Below are 15,722 nucleotides of genomic sequence, written 5' to 3' on the forward strand. Positions count from 1 at the left end.
GCCGCTCAAGATGCCTTGCGCGGGCTGATCCGGCAATCGTCACCGATAAGCAGAAACCACAAGGCCCCACCGAGGTGAGGCCTTGCGGGTACAGCGGGTGCGCTTATGCACTAAAGATTCACAGCAGCAGCGAGCGAATCTCCGCCAGCACATCCGCCAGGCGGCGGGTGAAGCGGCAAGCGGCGGCGCCGTTGATCACGCGGTGATCATAGGACAGCGACAGCGGCAGCATCAGCCGCGGCTGGAAGGCTGCACCATCCCACACCGGCTGGATGCTGGCCTTGGAGACGCCAAGGATCGCCACTTCCGGCGCATTGACGATCGGCGAGAAGCCGGTGCCGCCAATATGCCCGAGGCTGGAGATGGTGAAGCAGGCGCCCTGCATCTCATCGGCAGAGAGCTTCTTGCTACGCGCCTTCTCCGCCAGTTCGGCGGCCTCGGCAGCCAGCTGCAGCAGGCTCTTCTGATCGACATTCTTGATTACCGGCACCAGCAGACCTTCCGGGGTGTCCACGGCAAAGCCGATGTGCACATACTTCTTGCGGATCAGCGCCTTGCCACTGGGGGCCAGTGAGCTGTTAAAGTCCGGCATCTCGCGCAGCACATGGGCGCAGGCCTTGAGCAGGAACGGCAGCACGGTCAGCTTGACGCCAGCCTTCTCGGCAAATTTCTGCTGCGCCTTGCGGAAGTCCTCCAGCTCGCTGATGTCGGCCGACTCGTGCTGGGTGACGTGCGGCACGTTGAGCCAGCTGCGGTGCAGGTTGGCGGCGCCGACCTGCATCAGGCGGGTCAGTGCCACTTCTTCCACTTCACCGAAGCGGCTGAAGTCGATTTCCGGAATCGGCGGGATGCTGGCTCCAGCCACCGCGCCGGCCGCCGGAGCCGCCTTGGCCTTGTGCATCATCGCCTTGACGTAAGCCTGCACGTCCTCTTTGAGTACCCGGCCCTTGGGGCCAGTCGCCAGGACATCGCTCAGCTCGACGCCAAACTCGCGGGCTAGCATGCGCACCGCAGGACCAGCGTGCACCTTGCCGGCCGGGCGCTTGGGCGCTTCGACCAGCGGGGCAATCGCCGCCAGGGGCGGATCACCGGCGGCCGGGGTCTCCACCGCGGCGGGCGGCGTGCTCGCTGCGGATGCCGGCGCCGCAGCAGGGGCTGCGCTGGGGGCTTCGGCCACGGCCGCGCCGCCACTGACCTTGAGGGTCAGGATCAGCGCGCCAGTGCTCACCTCGTCGTTGAGGGCGATGGCGAGGCTCTCCACGATGCCGGCCTGCGGGCAGGGGATTTCCATGCTCGCCTTGTCCGACTCCAGCACGATCAGCGACTGATCGGCCTCGACCGTATCACCGGCCTTGACCAGCACCTCAATCACCCGTGCCTTGCCGCCGGCGCCGATGTCCGGGACATGGACCTCTTGCAGGCGTTCACCGGCCGGAGCAGCGGCCACCGGCGCAGCTGCCGGGACTTCGACAGCGACCGGGGCTGCGGCGGCTGGGGCATCTGTAACCGGGGCCGGGGCGCTGGCGCCTTCGATTTCCAGCTCCAGCAGTGCGTCACCGGTCTTCAGTGAGTCGCCCAGTTTGACCTTCAGCGCTTTGATGATCCCGGTGGCGGGGGCCGGCACTTCCATGCTGGCCTTGTCGGATTCCAGGGTCAGCAGGCTCTGGTCGGCCTCGATACGATCGCCCTCCTTGACGAAGAGTTCGATCACCGTGCCTTCGCCGCTGCCGATGTCGGGTACGCGAATCAGTTCAGTCATGGCGCGCTCCTCAGCAGTCCAGCGGATTGGGCTTGTTCATATCGATACCGAACTGGGCGATGGCCTCGCTGACCACACGGCGCTCGATCTCGCCACGCTCGGCCAGCGCTTCCAGCGCCGCCAGCACCACCCAGTAGCGGTCCACCTCGAAGAAGTGGCGCAGCTTCTTGCGGCTGTCGCTGCGGCCAAAGCCGTCGGTGCCGAGCACCTTGTACTCCTTGACCGGCACCCACTGGCGGATCTGGTCGGCGAACAGCTTCATATAATCGGTGGAGGCGATCACCGGCGCCTTGTCCGACAGGCACTGCTCGACGTAGCTCAGTTCGCGCTCCTGCTCGGGGTGCAGGCGGTTGTGGCGCTCCACGGCCAGGCCTTCGCGGCGCAGCTCGTTGAAGCTGGTCACGCTCCACACATCGGCACTGACGCCAAAGTCGTTGCGCAGGATCTTCGCCGCCTCGCGCACTTCGCGCAGGATGGTGCCCGAGCCCAGCAGCTGCACATGGCGGCCTTCACGCGCGGTGTCGGTCTCCAGCGCATACATGCCCTTGATGATGCCGTTCTCGACGCCTTCGGGCATCGCCGGCTGGGCGTAGGCCTCATTCATCGCGGTCAGGTAGAAGAACACGTTCTGCTGCTCTTCGGTCATCTGGCGGATGCCTTCGCGGATGATCACAGCCATCTCGTAGGCGTAGGTCGGGTCATAGGTGCGGCAGTTGGGGATGGTCGAGGCGAGGATGTGGCTGTGGCCGTCCTCGTGCTGCAGGCCCTCGCCGTTGAGCGTGGTGCGCCCGGCGGTGCCGCCGATCAGGAAGCCGCGCGCGCGGCTGTCGCCGGCCGCCCAGGCCAGGTCGCCGATGCGCTGGAAGCCGAACATCGAATAGAAGACGTAGAACGGCAGCATCGGCTGGTTGTGGTTGCTGTAGGCGGTCGCCGCGGCAATCCAGCTGGACATGGCACCGGCCTCGTTGATGCCTTCCTCGAGGATCTGGCCCTTCTTGTCCTCGCGGTAGAACATCACCTGGTCCTTGTCCACCGGCTGATAGAGCTGGCCGACCGAGGAGTAGATGCCGAGCTGGCGGAACATGCCTTCCATGCCGAAGGTACGCGCCTCATCCGGAATGATCGGCACGATGCGTGCGCCCAGATCCTTGTCCTTGACCAGCTGCGAGAGGATGCGCACGAAGGCCATGGTGGTGGAAATCTCGCGATCGCCGGTGCCATCGAGGATCGCCTTGAGGGTCTCCAGCGGCGGGGTGGGGATGCTGATGCTCTTGGCGCGGCGCTGCGGCACGAAGCCGCCGAGCTTTTCGCGGCTCTTCAGCAGGTACTTCATCTCCGGGCTGTCCGCTTCTGGCCGGTAAAACGGCAGGGCTTCGAGCTGATCGTCCGGAATCGGCACGCCGAAGCTGTCGCGGAACACCTTGAGGCTGTCCAGATCGACCTTCTTGACGTTGTGGGCGATGTTCTTTGCTTGGCCGGCGCCGGTGCCGTAGCCCTTGATGGTCTTGGCGAGGATCACGGTCGGCTGACCCTGATGGTTGACCGCGCGGTGGTAGGCCGCATAGACCTTGAACGGATCGTGGCCGCCGCGGTTGAGCTTCCAGATTTCCTCGTCGGAGAGGTCCTTGACCATCTCCAGCAGCTCTGGGTTGGCACCGAAGAAGTGCTCACGGACGAACTTGCCGTCGTTGGCCTTGTAGTTCTGATACTCGCCGTCGATCACCTCGTCCATGCGCTTTTGCAGCAGGCCTTTGCTGTCCTTGGCGAACAGCGGATCCCACAGGCGGCCCCAGATCACCTTGATCACGTTCCAGTCGGCGCCACGGAACACGCCTTCCAGTTCCTGGATGATCTTGGCGTTGCCGCGCACCGGGCCGTCGAGGCGCTGCAGGTTGCAGTTGACCACGAAGATCAGGTTGTCGAGCTTCTCACGCCCGGCCAGAGCAATGGCGCCGAGCGATTCTGGCTCGTCGGTTTCGCCATCACCGAGGAAGCACCAGACCTTCTGCTTGCCGGCGGGGATGAAGCCGCGGTCTTCCAGGTACTTCATGAAGCGCGCCTGGTAGATCGCCTGGATCGGGCCAAGGCCCATCGACACGGTGGGGAACTGCCAGAAGTCCGGCATCAGCCAGGGGTGCGGGTAGGAGGACAGGCCGTTGCCATCGACCTCCTGGCGGAAGTTGTTCAGCTGGTCTTCGCTGATGCGGCCTTCCAGGAAGGCGCGGGCGTAGATGCCGGGGGAGGCATGGCCCTGGAAGTAGATCAGGTCGCCGCCGTGCTCTTCAGTCGGCGCCTTGAAGAAGTAGTTGAAACCGACATCGTAGAGCGTGGCGCTGGAGGCAAAGGTCGAGATGTGTCCGCCAAGATCCGGATCCTGCTTGTTGGCCCGCATGACCATGGCCAGTGCGTTCCAGCGCACCAGCGAGCGGATGCGCCGCTCCATGAACAGGTCGCCCGGCATGCGTGCCTCGTGGGTCACCGGGATGGTGTTGCGGTACGGGGTGGTGATGGCGTAGGGCAGCTGGGTGCCGGTGCGCGAGGCCAGTTCACCCATGCGGGTCAGCAGGTATTGGGCGCGGTTTTCACCTTCACGATCAAGGACGGATTCCAGGGCGTCCAGCCACTCCTGGGTTTCGACGGGATCGAGATCTTGCATGGCTTGCTCCATGGCGGAAAGGTCACCAGAATCGGTGGCCTGATATTACGTGACCGGTCTTGTGGGCGGGCACGGAGAATGTTGTGTTTTTCGGGCCGTGGCGCCTGTGCGCCGGCGTTGCCGGGGGTCTCCCGGCTCGGTAGTTTTACTACATTAAAACGCGAAAAGCAGCACCCTGAGTGCAGTATTTCGTAGCGAAACTACAGGCTGTTGCGCGGCCCCTGTGCGGCCTGAGCAGCCCCTTCCAGAAGGATAGATCCTGTGAGCCGTCCTGAACCGACTTCTCTGCCGCGTGAGCTGCAGACCCTGGCCGATACCGCGCTGGCTGCGCTGCACGGCGCACTGGAGACTGACGGTCAGGCCGCGCTCGCCGCCTGGCCGGCACCGCGCCGCGAGGCCTTGCAGCGCGCGCTGGCCGCCAGCGATTTTGTCGCCGAGCAGTGCCAGCGTGAGCCGGCCATGCTGCTGGCGCTGGCCGAGAGCGGCGAGCTGGAGCGGCGTCTGGCGCCGGGCGAGTTGCGTGCGCAGTTGAGCGCGCGGCTGGAGGGCTGCGACAGCGAAGACGAGCTGGCGCGCCGGCTGCGCCGCTACCGCAATCGCCAGCAGCTGCGGATCATCTGGCGCGACATTGCCCAGCAGGCGGATCTGGCCGAGACCTGTCAGGACCTTTCGGATCTGGCCGACGCCTGCATCGATCTCGCCTACCACTGGCTGTATGGGCGCCAGTGCGCGCAGTCGGGCATGCCGATCGGTGCGCGCAGCGGCGAGCCGCAGCATCTGGTGGTGCTGGGGATGGGCAAGCTCGGCGCCCACGAGCTGAACCTGTCCTCGGACATCGACCTGATCTTCGCCTACCCCGAGGGCGGCGAGACCGAGGGCGCGCGCCGCTCGCTGGACAATCAGGAGTTCTTCACCCGCCTGGGGCAGAAGCTGATCAAGGCGCTGGATGCGGTGACCGTCGATGGCTTCGTGTTTCGCGTCGATATGCGCCTGCGCCCCTACGGCTCCAGCGGTCCGCTGGTCTACAGTTTTAACGCCATGGAGCAGTACTACCAGGATCAGGGCCGCGACTGGGAACGCTACGCGATGATCAAGGCGCGGGTGGTGGCGGGGGATCAGCCGGCCGGTGAGCGTCTGCAGCAGATGCTGCGGCCGTTCGTCTATCGCCGCTACCTGGACTTCTCGGCGATCGAGGCGCTGCGCAGCATGAAGCAGCTGATCCAGCAGGAGGTGCGGCGCAAGGGCATGAGTGAGAACATCAAGCTCGGCGCTGGCGGTATCCGCGAGGTGGAGTTCATCGCCCAGGCTTTCCAGCTGATCCACGGCGGGCGCGATCTGAGCCTGCAGCAGCGCCCGCTGCTCAAGGTGCTCGACACCCTGGCCGGGCAGGGCTATCTGCCGCTACCGGTGGTCGAGGAGCTCAAGGAGGGCTACTGCTTTCTACGCTATCTGGAACATGCCTTGCAGGCGGTGGCTGACCGGCAGACGCAGATGCTCCCAGATGGCGAGCTGGAGCGCGCGCGGGTGGCGTTCATCATGGGCTTTGACGGCTGGAATGCGCTGCTCGACCAGCTGGCGCACTGGCGCGCGCGCATCGACTGGCATTTCCGTCAGGTGATCGCCGATCCGGAAGACGAGGCGGCCGGTGGCCGACAGTCAGTCGGTGAGGAATGGCTGCCGCTCTGGCAGGAGGCGCTGGAGCGCGAGGCGGCCGAGCATCAGCTGGCCGAGGCGGGCTTCAAGGCGCCGGCCAGCGCCTGGCAGCGTATTCAGGGGCTGCAGCACAGCTCGCCGGTGCGCGCCATGCAGCGCCTTGGGCGCGAGCGGCTGGACGCCTTCATGCCGCGCCTTTTGAGCGCCACCGTCGAGCGTGACGATCCGGATCTGGTGCTGGAGCGGGTGCTGCCGCTGGTCGAGGCGGTGGCGCGGCGCTCGGCCTATCTGGTGCTGCTCTCGGAAAACCCCGGCGCCTTGGGCCGCCTGCTGACCCTCTGTGCGGCCAGCCCGTGGATCGCCGGGCAGATTGCCCGCTATCCGCTGCTGCTCGATGAGCTGCTCAACGAGGGCCGACTGTTCAGCCCGCCCGGCAAGGCACAGCTGGAGGCGGAGCTGCGTGAGCGGCTGACCCGCATCCCCGAGGATGATCTGGAACAGCAGATGGAGGCGCTGCGCCACTTCAAGCTGGCCCACGGCCTGCGGGTCGCGGCCTCGGAAATTACCGGCACCCTGCCGCTGATGAAGGTCTCGGATTACCTGACCTGGCTGGCCGAAGCGATTCTTGAGCAGGTGCTACAGCTGGCCTGGCGTCAGGTCACCCAGAAGCATGGCTTCCCGCCGGCGGCCGATGGCGCACCGGCCAGCGAGCCGGGTTTCATCATCGTCGGCTATGGCAAGGTCGGTGGTATCGAGCTGGGGCATGGTTCGGACCTGGATCTGGTGTTCATCCACAACGGCGACACCCTGCAGGAAACCGACGGCGCCAAGCCGATCGATAGCGCGCAGTTCTACACCCGCATGGGCCAGCGGATCATCCATATGCTCACCACGCAGACCGCCTCCGGCGCCCTGTACGAGGTGGACATGCGCCTGCGCCCCTCGGGGGTGTCGGGCCTGCTGGCCAGCTCGCTCGCCGCCTTTGAGCGCTACCAGGAGGCGGAGGCCTGGACTTGGGAGCACCAGGCGCTGGTGCGGGCCCGTAAGCTGGCCGGCTGCGCGGAGGTGGCGCGCCGCTTCGAGGCGATCCGCGCCGCGGTGCTTGGGCGGGTACGTGAGGGCGAGGCGCTGCGTGCTGAGGTCAGCGAGATGCGCGCCAAGATGCGCAGCAATCTCGGCACCCCGGCCACCGCCGGCGGCACCGCAGCGGAGGCCTTCGAAGCCGCGGCGCGCTTCGACCTCAAGCACGATGCCGGTGGTATCGTCGATATCGAATTTATGGTGCAATATGCCGTCCTGGCCTGGTCGCAGCAGTACCCTGAACTGCTGCGTTTCACCGACAACATCCGCATTCTGGAAGGGCTGGAGCAGGCAGGACTGCTGCCCGGCTCCGATGTCCGTCTTCTGCAGGAGGCCTACAAGGCCTATCGTGCAGCTGCTCACCGTCTGGCCCTGCAGAAACAGGCCGGGCAGGTCAGTGGCGATCACTTCCATGAAGAGCGCCGCGGCGTGATGCGGATCTGGCGCGAGCTGGGGCTCGCCTGGATACCGGCCGCAGGGCGCGGCTGACACGGCGGACGCCGCAGGCGTGCGTCCCGGGCTGGTTGATGGCAAATCCGAATTCTTGAATGGAGCTGGCAAAAAATGTCGATGGCCGATCGTGATGGCGTTATCTGGTATGACGGTAAACTGGTGCCTTGGCGCGAAGCCAACACCCATGTGCTGACCCACAGCCTGCACTACGGCATGGGCGTGTTCGAGGGCGTGCGCGCCTACAACACCCCGGACGGCACCGCGATCTTCCGCCTGCAGGCGCACACCGACCGTCTGTTCGACTCCGCCCACATCATGGGCATGAAGATTCCCTACACCAAGGAAGAGATCAACGAGGCGACCAAGGCGGCGGTGCGCGAGAACGGCCTGGAAAGCGCCTACATCCGTCCGCTGGCCTTCTACGGCTCGGAAGGCATGGGCATCCGCGCCGACAACCTGAAGGTCCACGTGGTCATCGCCGCCTGGCACTGGGGCGCCTACATGGGCGACGAGGCGCTGGAAACCGGCATCAAGATCCGCACCAGCTCGTTCACCCGGCACCACGTGAACATCTCGATGACCCGCGCCAAGGCCAGCGGCCACTACATCAACTCGATGCTGGCCCTGCAGGAAGCCGTCTCCGCCGGTGCCGACGAGGCGCTGCTGCTGGATCCGGAAGGCTACGTGGCCGAAGGTTCGGGCGAGAACATCTTCATCATCAAGGATGGCGTGATCTACACCCCCGAGGTCACCGCCTGCCTGAACGGCATCACCCGCAGCACCGTGCTGACCCTGGCGCGTGAGCACAACCTTGAGATCGTCGAGAAGCGCATCACCCGTGATGAGGTGTACATCGCAGACGAGGCCTTCTTCACCGGCACTGCCGCGGAAGTCACCCCGATCCGCGAGCTGGATGGCCGCCTGATCGGCGCCGGCCGCCGTGGCCCGATCACCGAGAAGCTGCAGAAGGCCTACTTCGATCTGGTCACCGGCCAGACCGACGCCCACGCCGAGTGGCGCACGCTGGTCAAGTAAGCGGCAGGTGCGCGGCGGTGGCGTCGTCTTTTGGTGCCGCCATCGCCGCCACCGGCTTGTGGCGAGCGGGCCAGCCACGGTGCTGGTCTGCTTCTGCCTTCGCGGCCAACCCGCCCCATGACCTGACGAATTTCCCATGAATATCCTGATCATCGGCCCCAGCTGGGTGGGCGACATGGTGATGGCGCAGACGCTGTTCCAGTGCCTGCGCCAACGCCACCCCGATTGCCAGATCGATGTGCTGGCCCCCGACTGGAGCCGGCCGATCCTTGAACGGATGCCCGAGGTGCGCCGTGCCCTGAGCTTCCCGTTCGGCCACGGCGTGCTGGATCTGGCCGGACGCCGGCGCATCGGCCGCTCGCTGGCCGGGCAGTACGATCAGGCGATTCTGCTGCCCAACTCCTTCAAATCCGCGCTGGTGCCGTTCTTTGCCGGCATCCCGACCCGCACCGGCTGGCGCGGCGAGCTGCGCTACGGACTGCTCAACGACCTCCGCACGCTGGACAAGCAGCGCTATCCGCTGATGATCGAGCGCTTCATGGCGCTGGCCTACGCGCCGGGCGCCACGCTGCCCCAGCCCTATCCGCGCCCACAATTGCAGATCGACCCGCAGAGCCGCGCTGCGGCGCTGGCCAAGTTCGGTCTGGAGCAGGACCGCCCGGTGTTGGCGCTGTGCCCGGGTGCCGAGTTCGGCGAGGCCAAGCGCTGGCCTTCCGCGCATTACGCCGCGGTGGCCGATGCCAAGATCCGCGCTGGCTGGCAGGTGTGGATCTTTGGCTCGAAAAATGATCACCCGGTGGGTGAGGCGATCCGCGAGGAGCTGCTGCCGGGGATTCAGGAAGAGGTGGTCAATCTGGCCGGCGAAACCAGCCTGGCTGAGGCCATCGATCTGCTGTCCTGCGCCGATGCGGTGCTCAGCAACGACTCCGGGCTGATGCACGTCGCGGCGGCGCTGAATCGCCCGCTGGTGGCGGTGTACGGTTCGACCTCGCCGCAGTTCACCCCGCCGCTGGCCGAGCAGGTGGAGATCGTGCGCCTCGGCCTCGACTGCAGCCCGTGCTTTGCCCGTACCTGCCGCTTTGGTCACTACAACTGCCTGCATGACCTGACCCCGCAGCCGGTCCTCGAGGCCCTGCAGCGCCTGGCGGGTGATCCGCTGGCCGACCCGCTGCCGCAGGTGGACTGAGTGCGCGTCCTCCTGATCAAGACCTCGTCGCTGGGCGATGTCATCCACAGCCTGCCGGCACTGACCGATGCGCAGCGCGCGATTCCTGGCATCCGTTTTGACTGGGTGGTGGAGGAGGGCTTTGCCGAGATCCCCAGCTGGCACCCGGCGGTGGATACGGTGATTCCGGTGGCGCTGCGCCGCTGGCGCAAGCACCCCTGGCAGGCTTGGCGCAGCGGCGAATGGCAGCGCTTCAAGCAGGCGATCAGTGCTCATCGTTATGACCTGGTGCTCGATGCCCAGGGTCTGCTGAAAAGCGCCTTACTGACCCGCTATGCCCGCGGCCCGGTGGTCGGGCTGGATCGCGCCAGTGCCCGCGAGCCGCTGGCCAGCCGCTTCTATGCCCGTGGCTGTGCGGTGCCCTGGGGCATCCATGCGGTCGAGCGGCTGCGTCAGCTGTTCGCCCAGGCGCTCGGCTACTGCCCGCCGCCGGAGATGGGCGACTACGCCCTCGAGCGCAGCCGCCTGAGCGGCGCACCGGTCGCTGAGCCGTACCTGCTGCTGCTGCATGGCACCACCTGGGCGACCAAGCACTGGCCGGAGCGCTACTGGCGCGAGCTGGCCGAGCAGTTGTCTGCCCAGGGCTGGGCGATCCGCCTGCCGTGGGGCAATGCCGACGAAAAAGCCCGTGCCGAGCGCATTGCCGTAGATCTTGCCCGGGTGACGGTACTGCCCAAACTCAACTTGGCCGGAATCGCCGCCGAGCTGGCCGGTGCGCGCGCCTGTGTGGCGGTGGATACCGGTCTGGGTCATCTGGCCGCGGCGCTGGATGTGCCGACCCTGTCGCTCTATGGGCCGACCAATCCGGGCTTTACCGGCGCTTACGGGGGCAGCCAGCGGCATCTGGCCAGTGATTTCCCCTGCGCGCCGTGCCTGAAAAAGACCTGCAGCCATGCCGCGAGTGCCGAGGAGCGCCAACGCTTTGATCTGGTCACCGAGCAGCCGTTGTGCTTCACCCGTCTGAATCCCGCGCGGGTGGCTGCCGAGCTGGCGACCCTGCTGCCGTCGAGAATCTGCTGATGCAACTGGCCTTTGTGCTCTACAAATACTTCCCTTACGGCGGGCTGCAGCGCGATTTCATGCGCATTGCCCTGGAGTGCCAGCGCCGCGGCCACGCGATCCGCGTATACACGCCGATCTGGGAGGGGGAGGTGCCGGCCGGCTTTGATGTACGAGTCGCGAACATCCGCGCCTGGGCCAACCACCGGCGTAACGAGAAGTTCAGCGCCTGGCTGGCGGCAGATCTGGCCCGCGATCCGGTCGAGCGGGTGGTCGGTTTCAACAAGATGCCGGGCCTGGATGTCTACTACGCGGCCGATGGCTGCTTCGAGGACAAGGCGCAGACCCTGCGCAACCCGCTGTACCGCTTCAGTCGGCGCTACAAGCACTTTGCCGAGTACGAGCGCGCAGTGTTCGCCCCCGAGGCCAAGACCGAGATCCTGATGATCTCCGAAGTGCAGCAGCCGCTGTTTATCCAGCACTACGCCACGCCCCTGGATCGCTTCCACCTGCTGCCACCGGGGATTGCCGCCGATCGCCGCGCCCCGGCGAATGCCGCCGAGATTCGCGCCGAATTTCGCCGTGAATTTGCGCTGGGGGAGGATGAGCTGCTGGTGGTGCAGATCGGCTCGGGCTTCAAGACCAAGGGGCTGGATCGCAGCCTCAAGGCGCTGGCCGCGCTGCCGGCCGCGCTGAAGCGGCGCACCCGGCTGATTGCCATCGGTCAGGACGATCCCAAGCCGTTCCTTCTGCAGGTCAAGGCGCTGGGGCTGTCCGATCAGGTGCAGATCCTCAAGGGGCGCAGCGATATTCCGCGTTTTCTGCTCGGTGCGGATCTGCTGATTCATCCGGCCTATAACGAAAACACCGGCACCGTGTTGCTGGAGGCGCTGGTCAGTGGCCTGCCGGTGCTGGTCAGTGAGGTCTGCGGCTATGCGCACTACATCCGCGAGGCTGACAGTGGCCGGGTGCTGCCGAGCCCCTTCGAGCAGGCGGCCCTCAACCGTCAGCTGGCAGAGATGCTGGAAGACAAGGCCGCCCGGGCGCGCTGGAGTGTCAACGGTCTGGCCTTTGCCGAGACGGCCGATCTCTACTCCATGCCGCAGAAGGCCGCCGATGTGATCCTTGCGGAGCGCCCATGCAGCTGATCCTTGCTGAACCCTTCAAGAGCCTCTGGCAGGGCCGCGATGCCTTTGCCGAGGTCGAGCAGCTCGACGGCCAGGTGTACCGCGCGCTGGAAGGGCGCCGCACCTTACGCACCGAAGTGGCCGGGCGCGGCTACTTTGTGAAGATTCACCGCGGCATCGGCTGGGGTGAGATCGTCAAGAATTGGCTGACCTTCAAGGCGCCGGTGCTGGGCGCCGGGCAGGAGTGGACGGCGATCCAGCGCCTGACCGAGGCCGGGGTGCCGACCATGACCGCGGTGGCCTTCGGGGCGCGTGGCGCCAATCCGGCCCGCCAGCATTCCTTCATCATCACCGAGGAGCTGGCGCCGACCGTCAGCCTTGAGGACTTCAGCCGCGACTGGCGCGAGCAGTCGCCGGCGCCGCGCCTCAAGCGGGCGCTGATCCGCCGGGTCGCAGAGATGACCGGTGCCATGCACCGCGCCGGGGTCAATCACCGCGACTGCTACATCTGCCATTTCCTGCTGCACACCGATCAGCCGGTGAGTGCCGAGACCCTGCGCCTCTCGCTGATCGATCTGCACCGCGCCCAGACCCGCGCGCAGGTACCGCGCCGCTGGCGGAACAAGGATCTGGCCGGGCTGTATTTCTCCGCGTTGGACATTGGCCTGACCCGCCGCGATGTGCTGCGCTTTCTGCGCAGCTACTTCCAGCGCCCGCTGCGCGAGATTCTCCGCGAGGAAGCGCCACTGCTGGCCTGGCTGCAGGCCCGCGCCCAGCGCCTGCAGGCGCGCTACCAGCGTAAATATGCGCCGGGAGCCGGTGCGTGAGCCGCTGGCAGCTGGCCCCGGCATTGCCGGTCGCGGCCCGCGAGGCGTTTGCTGATTTGACGCAGGTGTTTGCCCTGGAGGGTGAGCGGGTGGCCAGCGATCAGGTGTCCGAGGTACTGCGGGTGCGGGTCGCGGGGCTGGAGTACTACGTCAAGCGCTACTGGGCGGCTGGCAAGGGCCTGCGCCGCTGGCTGGGCACGCCGCGCATCCAGGCCGAGTGGCGCAATCTGCAGCGCTTTGCGCGCTGGGGAATTGCCAGTGCGCCGATTGCCGCCTGCGGCCTTGAGCGGCGCCGTGGCCTGTTCGTGCGTGGGGCGATGATCACCTGCGCGCTGGTCGGCACCCGCGATCTGGCAGCGATGGCCAGCCTGGCGGTGCCGTCCCGGCGCGATCCACGCCTCAAGGACCCGCGCTGGGTGCATGGAGTCAGTGCGCAGATCGCCCGCGCCACCCGCTGCCTGCACGATCACCACTTCACCCATAACGATCTCAAGTGGCGCAACCTTTTGGTTGATGAGGCCGGCAAGGTCTATCTGATCGACTGCCCGTCCGGCAGCTTCTGGTGGGGGCCGCTGCTGCAGCGGCGCATCGTCAAGGATCTGGCCTGCCTGGATAAGGTGGGTAAATACGTGCTGAGCCGCAGCCAGCGCCTGCGCTTTTACCTGCAGTATCGTGAGCGTTCGCGGCTGCTGGCGGCAGACAAGCGCTGCATCCGCCAGATCGTCGGTTATTTCGAGGGGCGCGAGTGAGCGACTTTATCGAGCCGCTGGCGCGCCTGAGTCTCGAGGCGCAGGGGCTGACCGACTTTGCCGCGCTGTGGCCCGAGGCTCCGGCCGGTGGCGAGCTATCGCAGCTGCTCTTTGGCGAAGGCAGCACCTATTACCTACTGCGCCGTAGCGGGCCGCAGCCACGGCGGCTATGGCCACTGCGGGGCGCGGCGTTGCTCGGCCGCGAGCGGCGGCAGACCCAGCGGGCGCTGGCGCGGCAGGTGCCGGTGCTGCCGGTGCTGCTGCACGCCGAGCGGCAGGTGGGCTCGGTGCGGTGTGCCGTCCTGCTGCTGCAGGTGCCTGAGGGGCTGCGCCCGCTCAGCGACTGGCTGGCCGAGTGGGCCAGCCTTGAGCCGCGTCGCCAGCATGCTCTGCTGCGTGCCTGTGGCGAGGCGCTGCGCAGCCTGCACGCGGCGCGTCTGCGTCATGCGGCGCTGAGTCCGGCTACGCTGTTGCTACGCGCTGAGGGTGCACGTTTTGAGGCGTTTCTCTGCCATCTGCAGCACAGCCGGGCGCTGTGGCGGGGGCGGCGTGATCGTCTGCGTGATCTGCAAGCCCTGCAGCAGCACAGCGCGCCCTGCTGGGGCGCACGCGAATGGCAGCACCTGCTGGGCTGCTATCTGGATGAATTCGAGCGCCTGGACCGCTGGTTGCAAGCACTCGGCTGGACGCTGGCGGACACGGGAGCGCGAGGGTGAAACTGCACGAACTCAAGAGCGCCGGCCGCAGTCCGGCTCTGCCGCTGGCGATTGAACTGCCCGGCGGCACCCTGCGCCTGCACAGCCTGCTGCGCGTGCTGCCCGGCCAGCGCTACGTTGGCGCCGCGGACTGGCAAGGCCGCCGGGTGCTGGCCAAGCTGCTGGTCGGCGGCAAGGCGGCTCGTGAGTTTGCGCGCGAGACTGCCGGCGCCCGCCTGCTCGCCGAGCAGTGTCTGGATAGCCCGGCCCTGCTGGCCTCCGGGCTGAGCGAGGAGGGCGGCTGGTTGCTGTTCGAATTTCTCGACGCGGCCGAGAGCCTGGGCAGTGCCTGGCAGGCCTTGGCCGCGGCGCCGGCGGCGGCCCCTGAGCGCCGCGTACTGCTGGGCCGTGCGCTGCAGGCCATCGGCCAGCTGCATGCGGTCGGTCTCTGGCAGGATGATCTGCATCTCGACAACCTGCTGCGCCAGGGCGAGCAGCTGTACCTGATCGATGCCGGCAGCATTCGCACCGCGACACCCGGTCAGCCGCTGGCGCGTGCGCAGGCGCTGGAGAATCTGGCGGTGTTCTTCGCCCAGTTGCCGGCGGAGTTTGAGGCGCTGATCGAGCCGCTGCTGGCCGACTACCGGCGCGGCAATCCGCACGGCGGCGCGCTATCTGCCGCGGATTTACGCGCACCGATCGCCCGGATGCGCCGCTGGCGCCTCAAGGATTATCTGAAAAAGCTCGGCCGCGACTGCACGTTGTTTGCCGCCCAGCACGACGCCTGCGGGCTGCGCGTGATGCGCCGCGAGGAGGCGCCACTGCTGGCGCCGCTGCTGGCCGACCCTGATGCCGCCATCGCGGCCGGGCAATCGCTCAAGCTGGGCGGCAGTGCCACCGTGGCGCGTATCGAGCAGGATGGCCGGCTGCTGGTGATCAAGCGCTATAACCTCAAGAACACCCTGCACTGGCTCAAGCGCTGCTGGCGGCCGAGCCGCGCCTGGCACAGCTGGGTGGAGGGCAATCGGCTGGCCTTTCTCGGCATTGCCACGCCAAAACCGCTGGCGGTGCGTGAGGAGCGTCGCTTCGGTCTGCGCGGCCGCGCCTGGCTGATTACCGAGCATGCCGGCACAGAGGATATACTCACCCGCTTTGCCGCCTACCGGCAGGGCACGCCGCCTGAGGCCGAGCTGCTGGCGCTGGAGCAACTGTTTGCCGCGCTGCAGCGCGAGCGCATCAGCCATGGTGACCTCAAGGGCACCAACTTGCTCTGGCAGGATGGCCAGTGGGCACTGATCGATCTGGATGCCCTGCGTGCGCACCGCTGCCCGCGCCGCTTTGCCCGGGCGCATGCCCGTGACCGGGCCCGTTTTCTGCGCAACTGGCCAGCCGACTCGCCGCTGTACCGGTTGCTCGATCAACGCTTACCGCAGGTGCCCGGCACCTGCCCGAAACGATAGAGGG

11 protein-coding genes are annotated in these 15,722 nt (G+C 66.8%); 9 read left to right on the forward strand and 2 right to left on the reverse strand.

The genetic code is table 11. From position 1 onward, the window contains the following. Nucleotides 1-118: 118 nt before the first annotated feature. Nucleotides 119-1,759, reverse strand: a complete 1,641-nt coding sequence (gene aceF / locus MXC11_RS03735) for a dihydrolipoyllysine-residue acetyltransferase (RefSeq protein ID WP_250005550.1) — start codon at nucleotides 1,757-1,759, stop codon at nucleotides 119-121. A 10-nt stretch (nucleotides 1,760-1,769) separates the two neighbouring features. After that, nucleotides 1,770-4,415, reverse strand: a complete 2,646-nt coding sequence (gene aceE / locus MXC11_RS03740) for a pyruvate dehydrogenase (acetyl-transferring), homodimeric type (RefSeq protein ID WP_250005554.1) — start codon at nucleotides 4,413-4,415, stop codon at nucleotides 1,770-1,772. Nucleotides 4,416-4,676: 261 nt separating this feature from the next. Here aceE and glnE point away from each other — a divergent pair, with 261 nt between their 5' ends. From glnE to MXC11_RS03785, 9 genes are all read left to right on the forward strand, one after another. Next, entirely contained in the window at nucleotides 4,677-7,637 is a 2,961-nt protein-coding gene (gene glnE, locus MXC11_RS03745) for a bifunctional [glutamate--ammonia ligase]-adenylyl-L-tyrosine phosphorylase/[glutamate--ammonia-ligase] adenylyltransferase (RefSeq protein WP_462938093.1), read from the forward strand. A gap of 75 nt (nucleotides 7,638-7,712) precedes the next feature. Then, a complete protein-coding gene (locus MXC11_RS03750; RefSeq protein WP_250005557.1) occupies nucleotides 7,713-8,636 on the forward strand; it encodes a branched-chain amino acid transaminase in 924 nt (307 codons plus the stop codon). A 136-nt stretch (nucleotides 8,637-8,772) separates the two neighbouring features. Next, complete coding sequence (gene waaF / locus MXC11_RS03755; protein ID WP_250005559.1) at nucleotides 8,773-9,822, forward strand: lipopolysaccharide heptosyltransferase II; 1,050 nt, start codon at nucleotides 8,773-8,775, stop codon at nucleotides 9,820-9,822. After that, nucleotides 9,823-10,881, forward strand: a complete 1,059-nt coding sequence (gene waaC, locus MXC11_RS03760; protein WP_250005562.1) for a lipopolysaccharide heptosyltransferase I — start codon at nucleotides 9,823-9,825, stop codon at nucleotides 10,879-10,881. It begins immediately after the preceding gene. Continuing rightward, nucleotides 10,881-12,008, forward strand: a complete 1,128-nt coding sequence (locus MXC11_RS03765) for a glycosyltransferase family 4 protein (protein ID WP_250005565.1) — start codon at nucleotides 10,881-10,883, stop codon at nucleotides 12,006-12,008. The genes waaC and MXC11_RS03765 overlap by 1 nt, the downstream gene beginning before the upstream one ends. Further along, nucleotides 11,999-12,814: a lipopolysaccharide core heptose(I) kinase RfaP gene (rfaP, locus tag MXC11_RS03770; RefSeq protein WP_250005569.1), complete on the forward strand. Its 816-nt coding sequence runs from the start codon at nucleotides 11,999-12,001 to the stop codon at nucleotides 12,812-12,814. The genes MXC11_RS03765 and rfaP overlap by 10 nt, the downstream gene beginning before the upstream one ends. After that, nucleotides 12,811-13,563, forward strand: coding sequence for a lipopolysaccharide kinase InaA family protein (locus MXC11_RS03775; RefSeq protein WP_250005571.1), 753 nt, complete (start codon nucleotides 12,811-12,813; stop codon nucleotides 13,561-13,563). Before rfaP ends, MXC11_RS03775 begins: the two co-directional genes overlap by 4 nt. Then, on the forward strand, nucleotides 13,560-14,279 hold the full coding sequence (locus MXC11_RS03780; RefSeq protein WP_250005574.1) for a lipopolysaccharide kinase InaA family protein: 720 nt from the start codon (nucleotides 13,560-13,562) through the stop codon (nucleotides 14,277-14,279). Before MXC11_RS03775 ends, MXC11_RS03780 begins: the two co-directional genes overlap by 4 nt. Further along, complete coding sequence (locus tag MXC11_RS03785) at nucleotides 14,276-15,718, forward strand: lipopolysaccharide kinase InaA family protein (RefSeq protein WP_250005577.1); 1,443 nt, start codon at nucleotides 14,276-14,278, stop codon at nucleotides 15,716-15,718. Before MXC11_RS03780 ends, MXC11_RS03785 begins: the two co-directional genes overlap by 4 nt. Nucleotides 15,719-15,722 lie beyond the last annotated feature (4 nt).

It is taken from the genome of Pseudomonas eutrophicaquae (genome assembly GCF_023544715.1).
In the GTDB taxonomy this organism is placed as follows: Bacteria; Pseudomonadota; Gammaproteobacteria; order Pseudomonadales; family Pseudomonadaceae; genus Geopseudomonas.

What these genes read in the sequence shown, in the direction of transcription:
- aceF (WP_250005550.1), bottom strand. Translation starts at nt 1,759, where the DNA reads ATGACTGAACTGATTCGCGTACCCGACATCGGCAGCGGCGAAGGCACG.
- aceE (WP_250005554.1), bottom strand. Translation starts at nt 4,415, where the DNA reads ATGCAAGATCTCGATCCCGTCGAAACCCAGGAGTGGCTGGACGCCCTG.
- MXC11_RS03750 (WP_250005557.1), top strand. Translation starts at nt 7,713, where the DNA reads ATGTCGATGGCCGATCGTGATGGCGTTATCTGGTATGACGGTAAACTG.
- waaF (WP_250005559.1), top strand. Translation starts at nt 8,773, where the DNA reads ATGAATATCCTGATCATCGGCCCCAGCTGGGTGGGCGACATGGTGATG.
- MXC11_RS03765 (WP_250005565.1), top strand. Translation starts at nt 10,881, where the DNA reads ATGCAACTGGCCTTTGTGCTCTACAAATACTTCCCTTACGGCGGGCTG.
- rfaP (WP_250005569.1), top strand. Translation starts at nt 11,999, where the DNA reads ATGCAGCTGATCCTTGCTGAACCCTTCAAGAGCCTCTGGCAGGGCCGC.